A 22,974-nucleotide genomic window follows, 5' to 3' on the forward strand; every position below is an offset into this window, starting at 1 on the left:
CAATCTATTCTCGAAAAAACTATCATCTAAAACAATAAAAATTTTAGTGTTTTACAAGCCCCTATTAAGGTGCAGGGTTAGGCATTACTGAATGTGTTTCATTAATCTTATCCAATACCTCTTCACTCAAATTTACATGAATACTATCAATATTTTCTTTAAGTTGTTCTAAGTTAGTTGCTCCAATTATAGTACTGGTAACAAAAGGCTGTTGATTAACAAACGCCAATGACATTTGTGCTAAGGTTAAACCATGATCTTCTGCTATTTTTAAGTACCGCTTAGTCGCTTCGGCCGCTTTCTCCCCACTATACCTAGCAAATCTTGGAAACAATTTAAGTCTGGCATTATCTGCTGCATTTCCTTTAACATATTTACCTGAAAGCACACCAAATGCCATTGGAGAGTATGCTAGCAAGCCTACATTTTCCCTTAAAGCTACTTCTGCTAAATCAGTTTCAAATGTCCTAGTTAGCATAGAGTAGGCATTTTGAATGGTTACTACTCTAGGTAAATCGTGCTTTTTAGATTCTTCTAAATAACGCATGGTTCCCCATGAGTTTTCATTAGAAAGACCAATATTCCTTATTTTCCCTTCTTTTATAGAAGTATCCAAACTGTGAAGAATTTCATTAAAATTGTCTTTCCAATTGGTGTCATGCTCATAATTTCTAATTCCAAATCTATTTGTGTCTCGCTCTGGCCAATGTAGTTGGTACAAATCTATATAATCCGTTTGCAACCTTTTTAACTCTAAGTCTATAGCTTCTTTTATGGCATTTGGACTGAATCCTGTTGTACGAATATGTGCTGTATAATCTCCTGGTCCTGCAATTTTAGAAGCGATAATAACCTTATCTCTATGTCTGGTTTTCTTTAACCAAGTCCCAATTATGTTACTAGTTCTCCCACTCATTTCTGCAGTTGCTGGCACTGGATACAATTCTGCAGTATCTATAAAATTAATACCTTGGTCTATAGCATAATCCATTTGAGCATGTCCTTCGGCTTCTGTGTTTTGGTTTCCCCAGGTCATAGAACCTAAACATATTTTACTAACTTTTATATTGGTATTTGGTAGTGTTGTATATTTCATTTATAAGTTTTTTATTATTCCCATTAAGATGGGAATAACAGGTTAGATTGTTTTGACTAGTCGTTAAAGATAAAAAACCTTTCAGAATCTTATAATTCTGAAAGGTTTTTTAAGTGAATTCCTAATGAGTTAGTTTATCTTGAGCGAAGACGAAAGGCAAGAATGTAATATGATTAATTCTCGTTTAATAATTTAGATAGTTCGTCTAACTTTGGTGTTAAAACCACTTCAATACGTCTATTTTTTGCTTTTCCTTCAGCAGTCGTATTTGTAGCAATAGGTGCAAATTCACCACGACCAGCTGCAGTTAAATTTTCTGGATTTATAGACGTGTTTTCTTTTAAAATTTTCACAATAGCCGTAGCACGTTTGGTTGATAAATCCCAATTGCCACTTAATTGTCCACTTCCTTTGTAAGGCACATTATCTGTATGTCCTTCTATTAAAACTGCAATATCAGGATTGTCTCCAAGTACACTTCCTAATTGCTGCACAGCTCTTCGTCCTTCTACACCAACTGCCCAGCTACCAGAACCAAATAATAGTTTGTTCTCCATAGATACGTATACTTTTCCGTCGCGTTGCTCTACAGTTAAACCTTTACCTTCAAAATCTGTTAAAGCTTTTGAAATAGCATTCTTTAATTGTGTCATCGCGGCATCTTTTGAAGCAATAACACTCTCTAATTCTGCTACTCGGTTAGACCTGTCTTCTAATTCCTTTTTAAGTCTTGCTAAACGTGCATTTTCATCAGCCAATGCTTGTTCTTTTGCTTCTAATTGTGCTAATAATTCTCTATTTTTTTTAGAATTTCTAGCTATGGCACTAGAACTATTCTTTTCTAAGGCATCATAAGAATTTTTTAAATTATCATAATTAGATTTTGCAGCATTATAGTCTGATTGTAGCTTGTCACGTTGTTGAATAGCTTCATCATAGGCTTTTTGAATTTGTTTCAATTCATTTTTCGCTGCATTCTTGGCACTTAAAAGTGCATCATTCTCATTAGAAAGTTTTCGATTCTCTTCCTTTAAATCAGCATATTTGTTTTCTAAATCTTTATACACTTTTGGTGACACACAAGACACTAAAAATGTTAAGGTTAATACGACTAATAAGGTTTTTTTAATCATTCTGTTTGGGTTCATTTGTTATTTACTTATTTATAAAATATGTTTTAATTATCCATTTCTAATAAAATTGGACAATGGTCACTATGCACTGCTTCAGATAGTATAACGGCTCTTTTTATTTTTTCTTGTAATGGTTGGGCTACCATAGCATAATCTAATCGCCACCCTTTGTTATTAGCACGAGCATTAGCTCGGTAACTCCACCAACTATATTGCTGGGTTTCTGAATTTAAATACCTAAACGAGTCTATAAATCCACTATCTATAAAACTCCCAATCCACTCACGCTCTACGGGTAAAAACCCTGATACCCCTTTCATTTTAGGATTATGAATATCAATCGCTTCATGACAAATATTATAATCACCACAAATAACTAGATGAGGTCGTTCTTTTTTTAGATTATTTATATAATCTTGAAACAAATCCATGTACTCTAACTTATGATTTAAACGTGCATCGTTGGTTCCAGATGGCAAATATAAACTCATAACAGATACACCGTCAAAATCGGCACGTATATTTCTACCTTCAAAATCCATTGATTCTATACCCGTACCATATTCTATATGATTGGGTTCTGTTTTACTTAAAATTGCTACACCGCTATATCCTTTTTTTTGAGCACTAAACCAATAGTTATATTTATATCCAGCTTCCTCAAAAATATCTAAATCCAACTGTTCTTTTAATGCCTTTATTTCTTGTAAGCAAATAACATCTGGATTTGCACTTTTTAACCAATCTACAAAACCTTTATTTATTGCTGCTCGAATGCCGTTTACATTATATGATATAATTTTCATTTGTATATGGTTAAGGTTTTAATTGTTTGATGCCTAATCATTAATTATGCATATTTCATCTAGCTAAAATAAATAATACGTTACTTTTACGCTATCAAATAAAAATAAATTTTTATTTAGATTCCCCATTTACCATGAAAGACAAGCTTATAAGATATCTTTAAGTTTCCTTAAAGGGGTTATATTAGTTATTGCAACAGATTTAACGAATTATATTAACAAAATATTTTAAACTATTTGTAGTTTAAGTATATAATGAAATTTATTACATCAATTCTTATATTTTTAATTGGTTTTTGCGGATTTACTCAAGAGCCGACTTCAAACTATAAAACTATAAAGGTTGCAGTAAAAGACTCCATTCGTATAGATAGCGTAAGTATAAATTCCAACTCGTTTTCAATTAAAAGAAAAGATCATACGATTATTGATTCAACGTTCTATGCTGTCGATTTTGCGAAAGCAGTTCTTATTTTTAAAAAGCCTATTGAAACAGATTCCATTATTATAAACTATCTAAGGTTTCCCGATTTCTTAACTAGAACCTATCAACAATTGGATGAAAATATTATTGTTGAAAACAATGATAATCTTAAAAAACTATATAAATTATCGAAACCAAATACCTCTAAAAATTTCACTCCTTTTGATGGTTTAACAACTTCTGGTAGTATCTCGAGAGGTGTTACTATTGGGAACAATCAAAATTCGGTTTTAAACAGCGAATTAGATCTTCAAATAACAGGAAAACTAAATGATAAAGTATCTCTTAGAGCATCTATACAAGACGCTAATATTCCTTTACAAGAGAGCGGTTATTCGCAACGTTTAGATGAATTTGATCAAGTTTTTATTGAGCTATTTAGTGACCGTTGGAATATTAGAGCTGGTGATATTGATTTAATAAATACCGATTCTTATTTTGCAAGTTTTTCTAAACGTGTTCAAGGTTTATCTGTTAAAGCTCGATTAGGCGATGAAGATTCTCAAACAAATTTATTTGCTTCTGGCGCTATTGTTCGTGGGCAATTTACAAGAAGCCAGTTTACGGCACAAGAAGGGAATCAAGGCCCTTATAAATTACAAGGACAGAACGGAGAGTTATTTGTGCTTATTGTGTCTGGCAGTGAAACGGTCTATGTAAATGGTGTTGCTGTAAAACGCGGTGAAGATCAAGATTATATTATAGATTATAATGCGGGGGAAATTATATTTAATGCTACATATCCTATAACTTCTGAGATGAGAATTACTGTCGATTATCAATTTAGCGAACGTAATTATTCACGTTTTGTAGCTTATGGAGGCGGACGATATGAAAGTGACAAATTAAAAATAGGTGTTTCAGTATATTCTGAAAATGATGCAAAAAATCAACCACTCCAACAAAACTTATCTGAAGAACAGGTTCAAATATTATCTAATGCTGGCGATGATAGAAGTTTAATGGTAGCGCCTTCTGAAATTCAAGAAGCTCTGAATGAGAATCGAATCTTATATAAAAAAGAACTCATTGGAGGTGTTGAAGCTTTTGTTTTTTCTAATAATCCAGATGATGAATTATATCGCGTTACTTTCACGCAAGTGGGAGTTAACCAAGGTGACTATATTTTAAGTAATACTACGGCTATTAATAATATCTATGAATTTGTTGGTGTTTCTCAAGGAAATTATGCGCCTATTGTTCAATTGGTAGCTCCAACAAAGCTTCAAATTGCTGTAATAAACGGAAACTATAATCCATCAGAGAAAACCAGTATCGCTTTTGAGGTCGCAGGCAGTAAAAATGATTTAAACTTATTTTCAGGTTTAAATGATGATGATAATGATGGTTTTGCCGGAAAATTGAATATTGAACAGACACTTATAAAAGAAGATAGTCTTTGGAGTGTAAGCGCTTTTGTTAACACAGATTATATTCAAGAGGATTTTAAAACGATAGAACGCTTATATAATGCCGAATTTAATCGTGATTGGAATTTAGAATTACCTTCTGGAAATCAAACCGTAATAAACTTGGGTGATCAGGTTTTGCTAAACTCAGGCTTTCGGGTTTTTCACCCGGATAAAGGGACTATAAACTATCAATTTGAGCATTTAGGTTATTCCGAAAACTTTAATGGCAATAGACATGTTACTAATATAGATCTACGCCTCAATAGGTTTAATATAACATCACATTCTAGTTTTTTAAATGCTAATTCTAGTATTAATACCTCAACTTTTTTAAGGTCTTATAATCGTATTATTTATGATATGCAAAAAGGTTGGTTAGGAACCAAGATAGCCATTGAAGATAATGAGCAAAAAGATATTTCTACTCAAACACTAACACCTTTAAGTCAAAAGTTTAAATCCTATGAAGCCTTTATTGGAGTTGGAGATAGCACCAAAGTCTTTGCCAAAATAGGTTATAAACACCGGGTTAATGATAGTATAAGGAATAATGAATTACAAAAAGTAAATACTTCCAACACATTCTATTTAGATTCGCGATTGGTTAGAAATGAAAATACAAACTTGTCTTTATATGCTAATTATAGAACTTTGAAAAGTGAAGATAGTGATATTGAAGATGAACGTTCCATAAACTCCAGATTACAGTTTAATCAAAAGCTTTTTAAACAAATTGTGCAATGGAATACTATTTTTGAAACCAATTCTGGGACATTGCCTCAACAAGACTTTACTTATGTTGAAGTTGAAGCAGGGCAAGGAACTTATACATGGATTGATTATAATGAAAATGGTATTCAGGAACTTGAAGAGTTTGAAATTGCTCAATTTCAAGATCAAGGAAAATACATAAGGGTTCTTTTGCCCAATCGGGTTTTTATAAAAACACATCAAAATAGGCTAAGTCAAACCATCACATTCAATCCATCTCAATGGGCTGTCAGCAAAAGTAAATCCAAAAAATTCTGGTCTCATTTTTATAATCAAACCAGTTACTTAATTGATAGAAAAATAAGACGAGAAGGCAATGACTTTAACCTCAACCCTTTTAAAGATGAAAAAGAAAATCAATTAGGATTGCAATTGAATTTTAGAAATGTTTTGTTTTTTAATAGAGGAAAACAACGTTATACAACGTCTTATACCTATCTTGATAATGTAACCAGAAATATTTTATCCGTTGGTTTTATTGAAAACGGTTTAAAAAGTCATCAACTTAATTTTAACCATAAAATTGCTGAAAGTTGGTTAATAAATATGCTTTCATCTTTTAACAATAATGAAAGTATTAGCGAGAACTTTGCTAGCAAAAATTATAATTTTGAAGAGGAGTTACTTAACCCAAAACTATCCTATTTATTTAATGACAATTCAAGTTTTGATATATTTTATCAGTACGCTAGCAAAAATAATACGATAGGCAATCTAGAATCTTTAGAACAACAAAAATATGGTGTATCCTTTACTTTAGCCAACGGCTCAAAAAATGCTATAAATGGGGAGTTTAATTATTTCTCAAATATTTTTAATGGAAATCCGAATACTCCTGTTGCTTATCAAATGCTAGAGGGGTTACAGCCTGGTAAAAACTTTACATGGTCCTTATTAGCCCAAAAAAAATTAACTGCTTTCTTAGACCTTAATTTAAGTTATTTCGGAAGAAAAACAGAAACCAGCAAAACCATCCATACTGGGTCTATTCAATTAAAAGCCTATTTCTAGAATTTTAAGGTATCTATTTTTTTAAAAACTGAGACAATAACATTTACAGCTTCTACATAGAATTTCGGATGAATATTTTCGTAATCATCTGTAGGTTCGTGATAATCTTTATGATCCTCTACTCCAAAGTATAAAAAGGGAATGCCTTTTTTATAAAAATTCATATGATCTGATGAATAGGTCCAATTCTCTAAGGCATCACTATCATTATGACCTTCTATTAGTTTAATTTTCTTAGAGTGTTGACAATAGCTAACAGCGTATTTCAATTTTTTGTTATGCTCCGTTCCAACAACAAATAATTCGTTTTTTTCACTCCTACCAATCATATCCATGTTAATATTAACTTTGATATTTTTTAATGGAATAATTGAATTTTTTACAAAATATTTAGACCCTTGTAATCCTAATTCTTCGCCATCAAACGCAGCTAAAATAACAGAATGTTTAGGTGGATTATTTTTAAAATACTCACCAAAACTAAATAATGCACTCAAACCAGAGGCATTATCATCGGCTCCATTATAAATGGCTCCTTTTTTAATGCCTTCATGATCATAATGAGCACTAATAATTATGTATTCATGAGGGTTTTTAGTTCCTTTTATAAGCCCTAAAATATTTATTGCTTTATATTGTTTCCGCTTTTCTACAAACAAAAAGGGCTGCTCATAGTTTTTTCCTAATGGTAAAACATTTAACGAATAGAACTGATTAATTATATACTTTCTAGCCTTTAAGGCTCCTCTAGTCCCTGTTCTTCTTCCTTCAAAAGCATCAGATGACAATGATTTTAAATGTTTCAACATAGATTCTTCACAAAAGAAACTAGCTTCTTTTTCACATATTTGTGAATTTACATGTATGCATATAAAGTGATAAAGAAAACATAGGGCTATCAATTTTATTTTCATCTACTAGATTTAATTTCTTAAATCTAAACAAAAAAACCCAAGCATTAGCTTGGGTTCTTAAATTTTAAGATATGTATAACTAAAATATTATGATATATTAGCTTTCATTAACTCGCGATTCATTCTAGCAATATTATCCAAAGAAATACCTTTAGGGCATTCAATTTCACAAGCACCAGTATTTGTACAGTTACCAAAGCCTTCTAAATCCATTTGAGCAACCATATTTTTAACACGATCTGCTGCTTCTACTTGTCCTTGAGGTAATAGTGCATATTGCGATACTTTAGCTCCTACAAACAACATAGCTGATGAGTTTTTACAAGTTGCAACACAAGCACCACAACCAATACATGTAGCTGCATCCATGGCTTCATCTGCTGCATGTTTTGAAATAGGAAGTGAATTTGCATCCTGAGTATTTCCAGAAGTATTTACAGAAATATAACCTCCTGCTTGTTGAATGCGCTCGAAAGCCATTCTATCAACTACTAAATCTTTTATTACAGGAAAAGCTGCTGCTCTAAATGGCTCGATAGTAATTGTATCGCCATCATTAAACATACGCATGTGCAATTGGCAGGTTGTTATGCCCCTATCTGGACCATGAGCTTCTCCATTAATGTACATAGAACACATTCCGCAAATACCTTCTCGGCAATCATGATCGAATGCTACAGGGTCTTCACCAGAATTCACCAATTGTTCATTCAAAACATCCATCATTTCTAAAAAAGACATGTGTTCTGAAATATCAGTAACTTTATAATCGACCATTTGACCCTTTGCATTTGAGTCTTTTTGTCTCCAAATTTTAAGTGTTAGATTCATTTTCTTCTAGTTATTTGGTTATTGAGTTATTTGGCTATTGAACGATAGTTTTATGATACAATTTCTAATTAACTTAATAACTTTATTTTTCTTTTTGATTCTTTAAATATTTAATATATCCATTTAAAATCAAAAGAGTTTTATTATGTATTATTCTTAATTCATTTAAATTTTCTTCTGAAATATAGCCTTCATCAAAAGCTATAATTCCATGATCAAGAGTTTCAAACAAAGAGCCTCTTGCTATCCTACAAAACTGAATGTTCTCTTGAAAATGAAATCTTCCATAACCTTCAGAAATATTATTTCCAACAGAACGTGATGAACGTTTAATTTGATCAATTAGAGCAAACTTCTCAGAATTAGGGATCTTAGTAATTAATTGGTTCTTTACAAATAATCTTAAATTCCTTGCTTCTTTCCAAAAAGCCAATTCTTCAAAAGATTTAAAATTACTCATCCAAAATAACTAAATAATTAATAATTATTTATAAGATCTCTGCTTCAATTCAATGTCTTTAAATTCTAATTCTTCTTTATGTAAAACTGCATCGGCAGGTTCTCCTTTATATTCCCATGCAGAAACAAATGCAAAATCTTTATCATTACGTTTAGCTTCTCCTTTTTGAGGGCCGTCTAGTTCAACAGACTCTTCTCTAAAGTGACCTCCACAAGATTCTTCACGTACTAAAGCATCTTTTGCAAATAATTCGCCTAACTCCAAGAAATCGGCAACACGACCAGCTTTTTCAAGTTCAGGGTTCATTTCATTTGCACTTCCTGGTACATTAACTTCTTTCCAGAACTCTTCTCGAATGGCTTTAATTTCAGCCATAGCTTCTTTTAAACCTTTTTCATTACGTGCCATTCCTACTTTATCCCACATGACTTTTCCAAGTCGTTTGTGAAAATGATCTACAGATTTTGTTCCTTTATTATTGATGAAGAACTCGATACGTTCTTTTACTTCTTTTTCAGCTTCATCAAATTCCTTAGTATCGGTTGGTATTTTTCCTGTTCTAATATCATCTGATAAATAATCTCCAATGGTATATGGTAATACAAAATAACCATCAGCTAATCCTTGCATTAAGGCAGAAGCTCCAAGTCTATTTGCTCCGTGATCTGAGAAATTAGCTTCACCAATACAGTACAGACCTTCAACAGTGGTCATTAAATTATAATCAACCCAAACACCGCCCATTGTATAGTGGGTTGCTGGATAAATCATCATAGGTGTTTCGTATGGGTTCTCATCAACGATTTTCTCATACATTTGGAATAAGTTTCCGTATTTCTCTTCAACTATCGCTTGTCCTAATTCATATATCTTTTCAGCCGAAGGATTATTGATGTTTTGAACTTTAGCTTGTGTTTTACCATAACGTTCAATAGCTGATGCAAAATCTAAAAACACAGCCTCTCCTGTTGCATTGACTCCAAAACCAGCATCACAACGTTCTTTAGCGGCTCTTGACGCTACATCGCGAGGTACCAAGTTACCAAAGGCTGGATAGCGACGTTCTAAGAAATAATCTCTATCTTCTTCAGCAATTTCAGTTGGTTTTAATTTTCGTTCTTGTATTGCTTTAGCATCTTCCATGTTTGCGGGCACCCAAATTCTGCCATCGTTACGTAATGATTCAGACATCAACGTTAATTTAGATTGATAATCGCCTGAACGCGGAATACAAGTCGGGTGAATTTGTGTAAAACAAGGATTTGCAAAATACGCTCCTTTTTTATGAATTTTCCAAGCAGCAGTTGCATTACTTCCCATGGCATTTGTTGATAAGAAATATACATTTCCGTATCCACCTGATGCTATAACAACTGCATGTGCAGAATGCCTTTCTATCTCACCAGTAATTAAATTACGGGCAATGATACCTCTTGCTTTTCCGTCAACTTTTACAACGTCAAGCATTTCGTGGCGATTAAACATTTCAATTTTACCACGAGCAATTTGTCTATTCATTGCTGAATAAGCCCCCAATAATAATTGTTGTCCTGTTTGTCCTTTAGCGTAAAACGTTCTTGACACCAATACACCACCAAATGAACGGTTATCTAATAGCCCTCCATAATCACGTGCAAAAGGAACTCCTTGTGCGACACATTGATCAATAATATTTGCAGACACCTCAGCTAAACGATGCACGTTTGCTTCACGAGAACGATAATCACCACCTTTTACAGTATCATAAAATAACCTATATGTTGAATCACCATCTCCTTGATAATTTTTTGCTGCATTAATTCCTCCTTGCGCAGCAATAGAATGTGCACGTCTAGGAGAATCTTGATAAGCAAATGCTTTTACATTATATCCTAACTCAGCTAGAGTAGCAGCAGCTGAACCACCTGCTAAACCAGTTCCTACTACAATAACATCTATGTGGCGTTTATTAGCGGGATTTACTAAATCGATATGATTTTTATAATCTGTCCATTTATCTTTAATTGGACCTTTTGGTACTTTTGAATCTAAAGCCATACTAAACTTATTTAAGATTAATGGTTAAGGTGATGATAAAGTGCAATTATTATAAATCCTAGCGGAATAACAATTGAATATACTTTTCCAAATGTTTGTAATGCTTTTTTACGTCCGGCTGTAGCTCCTACCGATTGGAATGCTGATGTGAATCCGTGTAATAAGTGCAACGCTAAAAATATAAAAGCAACAACATAGGCACCTACTCTGGCCGGGCTTAAAAACTTGTGCTGTAATTCATGGAAATATCTAAAACTTCCATCATGCATTCCAGACATATCACCCTGAATGTATTTAACATTTATTTCTGGAAACCAGAAATCTATAAAATGAAGAACAATGAAAGCTAAGATTGCTACCCCACTATAAATCATATTCCTACTCATCCAAGTAGAGTTTGCTGCGCCATTGTTTTTGGCGTATGCAACGCCATTTGCTTTTTTGTTCTTAAGTTCTAATACAAAGCCCATTACAAAATGAAATACAACACCAAATATTAAAACTGGTTGTAATGCAAATTGAACTATAGGATTTGTTCCCATAAAATGAGATAGCTCGTTAAAAACATCTTCACTGAATAAAGATGTTATATTTACCGCTAAATGCATTATTAAGAAAAACATGAGGAAGAAAGCAGAAAGAGCCATTGCAATCTTTCTTCCAATCGAAGATTTAAAAAATCCACCCATTATTTTGAAGTTATTTTTGTTTTTACAAAGGTAAGTTAGGACGAAGTTTTAGACAACTAACATATGTCATGTTTTTACTATTTATAATGATTTTAAGTTAAATTTAGCTTAATTTATCACTAAAACTTCTTTTTGAGATCCAATTTGGATGTAGTATGTCCCTATCGGTAAATAATACTTATCATTCTTTGCCTTATTGATTTCTATACTATCATTCTCTTTGATAAGCGCTTTTCTGCCTTTTTTGGTTACGGTTAAATCATAACTTGCGTAGTTATAGCCTTTATCTGCATTAACTTTAACCTGATTAAGTAACACGCCTTCTTCAGAAAGCACTTTAATGTTTTTTTCTTCTGAAGCATTTGAATAGAATGCAACATCTACTTTAGGCTCAGAAGCTTTAAACCATTTACTCCAAGTGCTTCCCCAACTAGAAGAATGCTTTAGGGCTTTCACTTTAAAAAGTGTAACTGATGCTGAACGCATACTATCATTCATCTTTTGGAGTGGCGCAATATCTGTTTTGTAAATACTTCTTCCGTGAGTTCCAAGCAATAAGTGTTTTGCTTTAGGCTGTATAACCAAATCATGAACAGCCACACTAGGCAATCCGTTACTAAACGCTTCCCAGTTTTGACCTTGGTTAAATGAAATATAAGCACCATTGTCTGTTCCTAGATACAATATATTCTTATTTACAGGATCTTCTTTAATAACGTTAACAGGAGATGTTGGTATATTAGCACTAATGTTAGTCCATGTTTTCCCATAATCATTACTCATATAAACATATGTTGTAAAATCGTCCCAACGATACCCATTCAAAGTTGCATAAACACGTTCTTTTTTATGCTGTGAAGCCACAATGCGACTTACCCATAAATCCTTAGGTAATGATTTTGAAATAGTTTCCCAACTCCCTCCAGCATCTTTAGTAACTTGTATTAATCCATCGTCACTACCTGTATAAATGAGTCCAAATTGAAATGGAGATTCACTAATAGTTGACAAGGTTCCATAAGCAATATTACCTTTTTTTCCACCGTTGGTAAGATCATCACTAATGGCCTCCCAATCGGTTCCTTGATTCATTGAACGCATTAATTTATTTCCGCCTAGATATAAAATATCTTGATTGTGAGACGATAATAAAATAGGTGTCTGCCAATTAAAGCGGTATGGGTTTTCTCCCAATTCATGCTTGGGTTGTATATAAGTCCGCTCTCCAGTTTCTAAATTAAGCCTGTAATAATTTCCAAACTGGTAGCCTGTATACACAACATTGTTACCTCTATTATCAATTTGAACTTGCATACCATCACCTCCCATGATACTTTTCCAAGGATACTGCCCACTTTGATGCCAACTCTTATCTTCACGAGCATTATTTGCACCTACCCACACACCATTATCTTGTAAACCTCCATAAATATTATATGGATTAGCATTGTCTACATTTATATAGTAGTATTGACCAACAGAATTAACATTAAGCTTTTCCCATGTTTCACCATCATCATAACTCATATTTAGTCCACCATCATTACCATTTATTAGGTGACCAGCTTTTTTTGGGTTTACCCATAGTGCCTGATGATCTGCATGTACATTTTCCCTACTTATAGAGGTAAAGGTTTGTCCTCCATCTTTAGATTTTAAAATAGGAACTCCTAATACGTAAATTCCTTTTTCATTTTGAGGATCTACTCTTATTTCTCCAAAATAATAACCATAACTAAAATATAAATCATCTAAATAACCTTTATGTTTTTTTTTCCAACTTATACCACCATCTTCACTTTTATAAACCTCAGCTCCAATAACAGGCGTATCAAACAACATTGAATTAGCATTTTCAAGATATTTTGCAAGGTCGATTGGTTTTACATTACCACTTCTCACCATTTGCTTTACATTTTCAGCTTTGTATTTTTCTTGAAATCCATTCGTTTTTAAAAAACCATTGAGTTTTTTATCATCGAGCTTAAAAAAGGCTTCATTTGTCATGGTCTTAAAATCTTCCTTAGTTAAACCACGTTTTTCTTCATCGTTCTCTTCAGGGACTCTCCGAAATTGACTATCGTGTAAAGCATAAATTAGATTATCGTTAAAAACAGCCAGTCCAATTCTACCAACACCTTGTCCTGTTGGAAATCCACTTTTTTCAGTAGAAACTTTCACCCATGTATTTCCTGCATCTGTACTTCTGTAAATTGCAGAATTATGTCCACTACCATCAAAATTCCATGCTTTACGATCTTTAGTCCAAGACGTTGCAAACATTAAATTAAAGTTATCGGGACTACATTGGAGATCTATAATACCACTCTTATCGTCTACAAATAATTTTTGCGTCCACGTTTTTCCACCATCTACTGTTTTGTAAATTCCCCGTTCTTGATTTGGAGAATACAAGTGACCAGTAACCCCAACAATAACCTCGTCGGGATTGTTCGGATTGATTAAAATTCGACCTATATGATGTGAATCTTTAAGCCCCATATTTTGCCAAGTCTTACCGTTATCTATAGACTTTAAAACGCCAATACCAGCATAACTTGATCTAGATGAATTATTCTCTCCAGTACCTACCCATATGGTTCTATTCTTCCAATCAACAGCAATATCACCTACATTTTGAGTATTAGATGAATCTAATATTGGATTAAAAGTTGTGCCATTATTGTTAGTATGCCAAACACCTCCTGACGCATATCCTACATAGAATTCGGTTGGATCTTCTGGATTAACGGATAAATCGGTGACCCGTCCGCTCATAACCGTAGGCCCAATATTTTTAAAAGCCACATTTTTTACTAATGATGTTTGAGTAAGTTGCTCCTTTTTAATAAGAGCCTCTTCAACTACTTTTGAAGGTGTTGCCGCTTGTTGAGCAGAAATTTTTAAAAGAGAAATAAGAAAAAATAAATGGAGAATTTTAAATTTCATATGGCTAGTTTTAATTATTGAAAATAACTAAAACTAGCCATAATAATACTATTCTAATATGCTATAGTTTTGTTAAATTAATCTAGAATCATTTTTCTGGTAATCATCGCTCTTTCAGAATGAATATTTACAAAATAAATACCTTTGGACACTCCAGTTACATCAATACTTTTGGTTCTTGATGCATTAGAAATATCATATTCATTAATAAGCCTTCCACTTAAATCGTAAATCACGGCTTTCTCTAAATTAATAAATGAATTATTTTTTATATAAAATATACTTTGAGCCGGGTTAGGGTATAAACCAATGGCTTTGTTTAGTTCTTCATCTTCTATGCTAAGAGAACAAGCATGCGAAGACATACTTGACTTTCCTGAAAAACATGAAAAAGCAGGAACACTGGATTCGCTCCTACTTTGCACATTATTTGCAGCAGTAATATTATTAGGGCTTAAATCTCTTAACAATTCTCCTAAACCAAGATTAAAATGCATCACATCATTATTTGTATCTATTACGTGACCTAATTGATGTGCATGACCTAATTCATGAAGCGCTACACTTTCAAAATCAATTTCAAATCCCGGCCCTGGATTTACACCACCATAATACCAAGTTTCTCCATCATCAAAGACAATATCTATTTCTTCAGGAAATGCTTGTATACTTGCTAAAGTGGCCCCACCACATCCCAAAAACCGATATGAAGTTTGCCCAAGTGTTCCTGAATCTAGCTCATTACCATTATCAAATCTTACAATATTGGTTCCGTCTGAAGTATTGGCAACATCAATAGGGCTAACTGCACCTATGGTGAAATTAATACCTGTTTCACACCTCCAAGTTTCTAAAGCACTTAAAAATGCTGCTTTAGCACCAGACTCTTCAATATCTGCATCAAAACTTGTCTCCATTTGTAAAACGTATCCGCCACTTCCATCATTATCTACATGTCTAGTAGGAAATGCATATATGGTTCCAGAGCCTTGAGGTACTTCGAATGTCACATTAATTTCTGCATGGGTAACTGTTAAATCTGAAGAAGAAACTATAACGTTTGAAGAAGCATCAGTAATTCTAATATCACCCGTCCCTGCTTCTGAAGGCACTTCTACAGTAATAGACGTAGTACTCCAATTTAATATTTGTGTATCTAAAGCATCAACATATACTGGATTAAATGCAGGAGGCCCATCGTTACCACCAGAATCTGCATCTCTAAAACTAACTTTACCTTGAGTACTACCAAAATTACCAGTCGCTCCTCCAGCAATTGTAATAGTAATTGTAGATTTTGTACCAGCAGAAACACTTGTTGGAGAAAAGACGATACCAGTAGGGATTAGCAATCTTTTATTTAGACTTGACTTAGATATTCTTTTTTCAACATCAAAAGAATTTAGATTCTTATAATTAGATTTAGTAAGAGTAATAATCTCTTTATAAAATACATTAGAAATTCCTTTCTTTCCATTAAGAGTATTAGTTACCGTATCATCATATAAATTATACTTATAAAAACCTTGTAGCGAACTATATACTTTGAATGATTTATTTGCAACTTTATCTTTGTTAGATTTAGGTATATCACTATCATATAAAGTAAACACACCCAAATCTCCTTTACGTAATTTTAAACTAGGAGTTATTATTTGACATTCCATTCCAATTGTCCCTCCTTTTGTTATAACATCAACATGAGTTATTGGTTCTCCTTTAAAAACTTTATATATTTCAACTGTATTTGTAGTGTAAATATTCCCATCTAAACTCTTAAAGGCTTTTTTTGAAATTACTTCACCTTCAACAACCAAACTCGAGTTTTCGATTTGTTGTTGTAATGGAATCTCTCTAAGAAGCTGTTGAGCAAACAAAACAGACGAGTTAAAAAAATAAATGAGTGTAATAGCAATTAAATGAGATAGTACGCGTGTTTTCATCTGATGTTTTTTTGTAAGCATATTGAGAGTGTTGTTTGCTGATATACGTATTATCTTAGTTTTTAGATGTTAAACCCTAATACTCTAAGACAACTTTGTTCTGCGAAATTTTTTCAGAAACTATCAAATATAACAAATTATAATCTAAATGATTTATTTAGCTTTGCTACATCTAGAAAACTTAATATACATTTAATATGAAATACCATCCAATTAATAGCGAACTCTTTATAAAAAATCGTAAAAACTTCGCTTCAAATATGAAGCCTAAAAGTTTAGCTGTTTTTAATTCAAATGACATCTATCCAATAAGTGCAGATAGCACTATGCCATTTGAGCAACATCGAGATATATTTTACTTGAGCGGCGTAGATCAGGAAGAAAGTATGCTTGTACTATTTCCAGATTGTCCTAAAGAGAAACATCGTGAGATTTTGTTTTTAAAAGAAACGAATGAGCATATTGCTATTTGGGAAGGTGAAAAATTAACCAAAGAAAAAGCTTTTGAAACCAGCGGTATTAAAACTGTTTATTGGCTGCAAGACATGGAGAAAATCATGTTTGAAATCATGACGCAATGTGATACGGTTTATATTAATACAAATGAACACTACAGAGCAAATGTAGAAACTGAAACACGAGAAGATCGCTTTACAAAGTGGTTAAAAGAAAAATATCCTGCTCACGCTGTTGCAAAGAGCAATCCTATTTTACAAAGACTTCGTTCTGTAAAAGATAACATTGAAATAGATTTAATTCAGCAAGCTTGCGATATCACAGAAAAAGGATTTAGACGTATTTTAAATTTTGTAAAACCTGATGTTTGGGAATATGAAATTGAAGCAGAATTTATGCACGAATTCTTGAGAAATCGCTCTAAAAAATTTGCTTACACACCTATTGTTGCTTCTGGAAATAATGCGAATGTACTACATTACATAGAAAACAATCAACAATGTAAAGCAGGAGAACTAATACTAATGGATATTGGTGCTGAATATGCTAACTATTCAAGTGACATGACGCGTAGTGTACCTGTTTCTGGAAAATTTACTCCTAGACAAAAAGATGTTTACAATGCTGTAAATAGAGTGAAAAACGAAGCTACAAAAATGTTAACTCCAGGAACTATTTGGGCTGAGTATCATATAGAGGTCGGTAAAGTAATGACTAGTGAGTTATTAGGCTTAGGATTGTTAGACAAAACCGATGTGCAGAATGAAAACCCAGAATGGCCAGCTTATAAAAAATATTTAATGCATGGTACTAGCCATCACATGGGTTTAGACACACACGATTACGGTATATTAACAGAACCTATGCAAGCAAATATGGTATTTACCGTAGAGCCTGGAATCTATATTCCAGATGAAGGTTTTGGAATACGGTTGGAAGATGATGTGGTTATTCAAGAAAATGGAGACCCCTTTAATTTAATGAGAAATATTCCTATTGAAGCCGATGAAATAGAAGATATTATGAACTCATAAAAAGAAGAAAGGGTCGTTTTTAAAAACGACCCTTTTGCTAACAATACTAAATTTTTGCAATTTAAAGAGTGACTAATTCAAATAAATAATCGTTTAGTTTTTGTAGCGAATTAATTTTATCTTTTGTATCAACTAATAGAGAAATATTATTTTTACTTCCTCCATAAGAAATCATTCTAATTTTTACATCTTGTAATATTTGGAACAGCTTAAAAGTATCTTGATGATTAACAACCGAATGCCCTACCAAACAGATAATACTTTGATTTGTATCAAGTTCTATTGTTGCTATTTTTTCTAATTCCTGAATAATTTTATCTAAGTTTCTATCGTCATCAATCGTTAAAGACACAGCTACTTCAGATGTTGTGATCATATCTATAGAGGTCTTATATGTTTCGAAAATTTCGAATACCTTTTTTAAGAAACCATGCGCCTGCAACATCCTTGCAGATTTAATTTTTATAGCTATAATGTTATCCTTTGCTGCTATGGCTTTAATGCCATTTTCCGAAGTGATATTAGAAATTAAAGTTCCATGAGCATCAGGATTCATCGTATTCTTTAAACGTACAGGAATGTTATCCGCTCTAACGGGAGTAACAGTTTGTGGATGTAAAATCTTAGCTCCAAAATAAGCTAACTCTGCAGCTTCATCAAATGACAAATTAGAAATTGGTTTGGTGTTTTCAACATATCTAGGGTCATTGTTATGCATCCCATCTATATCTGTCCAAATTTGCACTTCCTTGGCTTTTATAGCCGCTCCAATTATAGTTGCGGTATAATCGCTTCCTCCTCGTTGTAAATTAGAAACTTCATCATTAGCATCTAAACAAATAAATCCTTGCGTGATATATATATCCGAATTCTCCACAGCATTTATAGCAGCCTTAAAATGTTGTTTTATATAACTTATATCTGGTTCTTTATCCTCATCAATGCGCATAAAGCTTAAAGCTGGTAATAAAACAGAATGTATACCTTCCTGCTGTAAATAGCAGTTAAACATATATGTTGAAAGTAATTCCCCTTGAGCTACTATATTATTTTCTAAACCTATAGAAAACTCCTTATAAGTACATGTCACTAAAAAATTAAAAATGCCAGAAACATATTCTTTAACGTCTTTATTTAATTCTTTATTAGTTAAAAGTTTATCTATAGTAATAGTATATGCTTCATGCAGCTTATTAATTTTATCTACGGCCTCGTTTGGTTTATTTTTTGAGATATTATTTGCAATTGCTACTAATTGATTTGTAGTACCAGACATAGCCGAAAGCACAACAATTTTCTTGTCTCCATCGCTAATAATATTCTTAACGTTATTTATGTTTTTAATGGAACCTACAGATGTTCCTCCAAATTTTAAGACTTTCATTTACCCTTAATTTGAGTGTAAATCTAAAACTCCTTAAACCAAATACTATATTTATTTAAAAAAAAGATTATTTTTGCACAAATTGTTAAATAATTAACATGAGAGCAATAGATATAAGCATATGAAAACCGTATCTAACTGTGTTGAAGATATTTTAATAACCCAGCCTTATTTAGAAGAAGCGTTATCTAGAAACATTATTAACTTTAGCGCCTTAGCTATTGAGTTAACAGAACCTATTAGCAAAATGCTAAAAAAAGATGTTAAACCAGGCGCTATTATGATGGCTTTAAGGCGATACAACCCACCTACAACATTAACCAATTCTGTAAAAATGAAACGGGTTATTCAAAATTTAGGTGATATAACAGTACGATCAAACTTGACAGATTTTACCATTAAAAATTCTGACACTATTATAGACAATCATGCTAAAATTCTGGATAGGATAAATCAAGAATCGAAATTATTCTATACGTTTACCAGAGGTATTCATGAAAGTAATATTATAATTTCCAGCAGCTTACAAGATTTCATTCTTAACCAATTAAACAACGAAACCTTTCTAGCAATACAAGACGGGTTAACCGCAATTAGTATAAACCTTCCTCAAGACAACTCTAAAATTGCGGGTCTGTATTATCATTTCTTTAAACGTTTAGCATGGGAAGGCATTGTGCTTTATGAAGTCATATCAACCACAAACGAATTTACAATTTTAGTTGAAGATGAATTTGTAGATAAGGCCTTTGCCGCTATTAAAAAAGTAAAATCCTAGTATTTCTTATTTGAATGAATTTACAATATAAAGGCATTAATGTTTTTTATACTGATCATGGAAAAGGTAATGCCGTTGTTTTACTACATGGGTTTTTAGAAAATACCACAATGTGGAATCCTTTTATTCCAGCATTATCAAAAAAAAATAGAATAATTTGTATCGATTTATTAGGCCATGGCAAAACGGAGTGTCTAGGATATATACATACTATGGAGCTAATGGCTGAAATAGTTCAAGTTGTTTTAAAACATTTAAAAATTCGTCGTTCTACTTTTATTGGACACTCTATGGGAGGATATGTAGCACTCGCTTTCGCTGAAAAAAATCCAGATGCATTAAAAGGGTTATGTCTAATGAATTCTACAGCAAGTGCAGATACTCCCGAAAAGAGAAAAAATAGAGATCGAGCAATAATAGCTGTAAAACAAAATCATAAAACATTTATTAGAATGGCTATCTCTAATTTATTCAGACCAAAAAATAGAGTCATTTTTTCAGAAGAAATAAAATATTTAAAAAAAGAAGCTCTAAAAACACCTTTACAAGGAATAATAGCATCCTTAGAAGGTATGAAAATTAGAGATGATAGAGAAGCACTCCTTCACTTTACACCTTTTAAAAAGATGTTGATTATTAGCAAGAAAGACCCCATTCTGGATTATAACGCATTGATTTCTCAAACTAAAAATACTCATGTAGAAGTGGTGGAATTTCCAGATGGACATATGAGTCACATTGAAAATGAGAGCGAATTTTTGCATACAATTATGCATTTCATCGAAAATATATAACGTTTTGTCGTTTTATTGGATTTTTTATTTTAGATTTATTGCACCCTAAATTTAACACCATGAATAAACCTACTACTAACCGACCTACTTTTATTCCTAAAATGTATTGCAATCTTTTTGGACATCATTATCAAGTAACTAAAAAAGTTACATATCATGTTAAGGAATATACATGTTCTCACTGCAAAAAACAATTAACAACAAATAGCAATGGACGTTTAATCGAACTTACTCCTAAGTTTAAAGAGATAAATGCCATCTTGGAACGTATACACGCTTCAAGAATGGAACGTTCAAAGAAGAAAACACTCGCTTCGTCGATTTATTGACAAATTGTTTTTTATGTGTGATTGTTTTTTAATATTTTAATAAGCTCTAACTAACTAATTAATCTAATAGTGCTAAATGAAAAACATTCATTGTAAGGTATTCGGACACGATTTCCGAGTATCAAGAAATGTTACTTACCATGTAAAAGAGTATAGTTGTAGAAACTGCAAAAAACAACTCACTACCAACGGAAGCGGTCACTTAACAGAGCTTACTCCTAAATTTAAAGAAATAAATGACGTTTTAGAACGTATTCATATCAAGCGACATAGGAGATCGGTAAATACGCCGTTCCATTTCTCAAACACAGATTGTGGCGACATAGGATCTATTCATATCAAGCAAGAAGTAAGTATAAGCAATGAACAACCTGTTACTATAAACCCTGCTAATTTATTAGTGTTTAAGCATTAAAATTTTTCCACCCTTGAGCTTTAATAGGTATTTTAGTATCTGCTCTAGTTACTAAATGCATACCTGCTTGCTCCTCTTTCATATAACCAATGACTGTGAAATTTGGATTTGCTTTAATTTTAGAATAATCGTCTTGAGAGATTGTAAATAACAATTCATAATCTTCTCCACCATTTAAAGCTACAGTCGTACTATCAATATTGAACTCCTCACATGTAGAAATTACTTGAGGGTCTAAAGGAATCTTGTCTTCATATAAATCACAACCCACTTTACTATGTTTACATAAATGTATAATTTCTGAAGACAAGCCATCACTAATATCAATCATTGAAGATGGTTTTACTTCTAAGTCCTTCAATAATTTAATAATATCTTTTCGCGCTTCAGGTTTTAATTGGCGTTCTATAATATAAGAATAAGTCTCTAAATCTGGTTGATTATTAGGGTTTACTTTATACACTTCCTTTTCGCGTTCTAGAACTTGTAAGCCCATATAAGCAGCGCCAAGATCTCCAGTAACTACTAGTAAATCACTAGATTTAGCACCTTCTCTATACACTTCATCATCATCTTCAACTTCTCCAATGGCTGTTACAGAAATCAACAAACCTTTATTAGAAGATGTAGTATCACCACCAACTACATCAATATTATAAATCTTTGCAGCAGTTTCTATTCCAGCATATAAATCTTCAAGAGCCTCTAATGGAAACCTATTTGATACCGCTATTGAAACTGTAATTTGTGTAGCCTTTGCATTCATAGCATACACATCGGACAAATTAACGATAACCGACTTGTATCCCAAATGCTTTAAAGGCATGTAACTTAAATCGAAATGGACCCCTTCTACAAGTAAATCGGTTGTAACTACAATTTTTTTATTTTTAAAATTTAAAACAGCTGCATCATCTCCAATACTTTTAACGGTCGATTTATGGTTAATTTTAAAATTCTTAGTTAGGTGATCTATAAGTCCAAACTCCCCTAAATCACTTAATTGAGTTCTCTGTTGATTTTTATCTTCTATCATAATGCAAAAATAAGAAGCTTAAATATATAAACAGATAAACTTTAATATTAAATAACCTCAAATTAATCGACTAATATTTTTTTTTAACCTAAAACCCAGAAGCCAGAACACTTTTTGATCGTTAATTAAACTAAATTTATTACTTTACACTGCTAACCATATTGTAATACATGCAAATACAGTAAACAATATGTTCATTATAGAATTCGTTT

18 protein-coding genes are annotated in these 22,974 nt (G+C 32.4%); 6 read left to right on the top strand and 12 right to left on the bottom strand.

Annotated elements, in window-relative coordinates:
• Positions 1–64: 64 nt before the first annotated feature.
• The 3 genes from Q4Q39_RS07370 to Q4Q39_RS07380 all read right to left on the bottom strand — a co-directional run bounded on the left by Q4Q39_RS07370 (position 65) and on the right by Q4Q39_RS07380 (position 3,035).
• Positions 65–1,096: an NADP(H)-dependent aldo-keto reductase gene (locus Q4Q39_RS07370; RefSeq protein ID WP_303281760.1), complete on the bottom strand. Its 1,032-nt coding sequence runs from the start codon at positions 1,094–1,096 to the stop codon at positions 65–67.
• Positions 1,097–1,269: 173 nt separating this feature from the next.
• Positions 1,270–2,229, bottom strand: a complete 960-nt coding sequence (locus Q4Q39_RS07375; RefSeq protein ID WP_303281761.1) for an OmpA/MotB family protein — start codon at positions 2,227–2,229, stop codon at positions 1,270–1,272.
• Between the two features lie 44 nt (positions 2,230–2,273).
• A complete protein-coding gene (locus Q4Q39_RS07380; protein WP_303281762.1) occupies positions 2,274–3,035 on the bottom strand; it encodes an exodeoxyribonuclease III in 762 nt (253 codons plus the stop codon).
• Between the two features lie 255 nt (positions 3,036–3,290).
• Between Q4Q39_RS07380 and Q4Q39_RS07385 the strand changes: the two genes are divergently transcribed.
• Positions 3,291–6,713: a DUF8818 domain-containing protein gene (locus tag Q4Q39_RS07385; protein ID WP_303281763.1), complete on the top strand. Its 3,423-nt coding sequence runs from the start codon at positions 3,291–3,293 to the stop codon at positions 6,711–6,713.
• Here Q4Q39_RS07385 and Q4Q39_RS07390 read toward each other — a convergent pair.
• From Q4Q39_RS07390 to Q4Q39_RS07420, 7 genes are all read right to left on the bottom strand, one after another.
• Positions 6,710–7,627: a M28 family peptidase gene (locus Q4Q39_RS07390; protein ID WP_303281764.1), complete on the bottom strand. Its 918-nt coding sequence runs from the start codon at positions 7,625–7,627 to the stop codon at positions 6,710–6,712. The two genes, Q4Q39_RS07385 and Q4Q39_RS07390, sit on opposite strands and share 4 nt — an antisense overlap.
• An 87-nt stretch (positions 7,628–7,714) precedes the next feature.
• On the bottom strand, positions 7,715–8,458 hold the full coding sequence (locus tag Q4Q39_RS07395; protein WP_303281765.1) for a succinate dehydrogenase/fumarate reductase iron-sulfur subunit: 744 nt from the start codon (positions 8,456–8,458) through the stop codon (positions 7,715–7,717).
• Between the two features lie 82 nt (positions 8,459–8,540).
• Entirely contained in the window at positions 8,541–8,918 is a 378-nt protein-coding gene (locus Q4Q39_RS07400) for a four helix bundle protein (protein WP_303281766.1), read from the bottom strand.
• A gap of 24 nt (positions 8,919–8,942) precedes the next feature.
• The gene (locus tag Q4Q39_RS07405; RefSeq protein WP_303281767.1) at positions 8,943–10,955 is read right to left on the bottom strand and encodes a fumarate reductase/succinate dehydrogenase flavoprotein subunit; all 2,013 of its coding nucleotides are present in this window, start codon (positions 10,953–10,955) and stop codon (positions 8,943–8,945) included.
• 17 nt (positions 10,956–10,972) lie between these two features.
• Positions 10,973–11,644, bottom strand: a complete 672-nt coding sequence (locus Q4Q39_RS07410; protein ID WP_303281768.1) for a succinate dehydrogenase cytochrome b subunit — start codon at positions 11,642–11,644, stop codon at positions 10,973–10,975.
• Between the two features lie 108 nt (positions 11,645–11,752).
• On the bottom strand, positions 11,753–14,593 hold the full coding sequence (locus tag Q4Q39_RS07415) for a VPS10 domain-containing protein (protein WP_303281769.1): 2,841 nt from the start codon (positions 14,591–14,593) through the stop codon (positions 11,753–11,755).
• A gap of 77 nt (positions 14,594–14,670) precedes the next feature.
• Entirely contained in the window at positions 14,671–16,536 is a 1,866-nt protein-coding gene (locus tag Q4Q39_RS07420; RefSeq protein WP_303281770.1) for a T9SS type A sorting domain-containing protein, read from the bottom strand.
• Between the two features lie 197 nt (positions 16,537–16,733).
• Between Q4Q39_RS07420 and Q4Q39_RS07425 the strand changes: the two genes are divergently transcribed.
• Complete coding sequence (locus Q4Q39_RS07425) at positions 16,734–18,026, top strand: aminopeptidase P family protein (RefSeq protein WP_303281771.1); 1,293 nt, start codon at positions 16,734–16,736, stop codon at positions 18,024–18,026.
• Between the two features lie 61 nt (positions 18,027–18,087).
• Here the strand turns inward: Q4Q39_RS07425 and Q4Q39_RS07430 are convergent, their stop codons facing one another.
• Positions 18,088–19,410, bottom strand: coding sequence for an aspartate kinase (locus tag Q4Q39_RS07430; RefSeq protein WP_303281772.1), 1,323 nt, complete (start codon positions 19,408–19,410; stop codon positions 18,088–18,090).
• Between the two features lie 121 nt (positions 19,411–19,531).
• Here Q4Q39_RS07430 and Q4Q39_RS07435 point away from each other — a divergent pair, with 121 nt between their 5' ends.
• The 4 genes from Q4Q39_RS07435 to Q4Q39_RS20610 all read left to right on the top strand — a co-directional run bounded on the left by Q4Q39_RS07435 (position 19,532) and on the right by Q4Q39_RS20610 (position 21,726).
• The gene (locus Q4Q39_RS07435) at positions 19,532–20,188 is read left to right on the top strand and encodes a hypothetical protein (protein WP_303281773.1); all 657 of its coding nucleotides are present in this window, start codon (positions 19,532–19,534) and stop codon (positions 20,186–20,188) included.
• Positions 20,189–20,202: 14 nt separating this feature from the next.
• The gene (locus Q4Q39_RS07440; RefSeq protein WP_303281774.1) at positions 20,203–20,982 is read left to right on the top strand and encodes an alpha/beta fold hydrolase; all 780 of its coding nucleotides are present in this window, start codon (positions 20,203–20,205) and stop codon (positions 20,980–20,982) included.
• A gap of 59 nt (positions 20,983–21,041) precedes the next feature.
• A complete protein-coding gene (locus Q4Q39_RS07445; RefSeq protein ID WP_303281775.1) occupies positions 21,042–21,311 on the top strand; it encodes a DUF1660 family phage protein in 270 nt (89 codons plus the stop codon).
• 76 nt (positions 21,312–21,387) lie between these two features.
• Positions 21,388–21,726, top strand: coding sequence for a DUF1660 family phage protein (locus tag Q4Q39_RS20610; RefSeq protein WP_345075346.1), 339 nt, complete (start codon positions 21,388–21,390; stop codon positions 21,724–21,726).
• On the opposite strand, the gene thiL is transcribed toward Q4Q39_RS20610, so the two are convergent.
• Positions 21,716–22,762: a thiamine-phosphate kinase gene (gene thiL / locus Q4Q39_RS07455; RefSeq protein WP_303281776.1), complete on the bottom strand. Its 1,047-nt coding sequence runs from the start codon at positions 22,760–22,762 to the stop codon at positions 21,716–21,718. The genes Q4Q39_RS20610 and thiL overlap by 11 nt on opposite strands.
• Positions 22,763–22,974 lie beyond the last annotated feature (212 nt).

The sequence above is a fragment of the Flavivirga amylovorans genome (assembly GCF_030540875.1).
Lineage (GTDB): Bacteria > Bacteroidota > Bacteroidia > Flavobacteriales > Flavobacteriaceae > Flavivirga > Flavivirga amylovorans.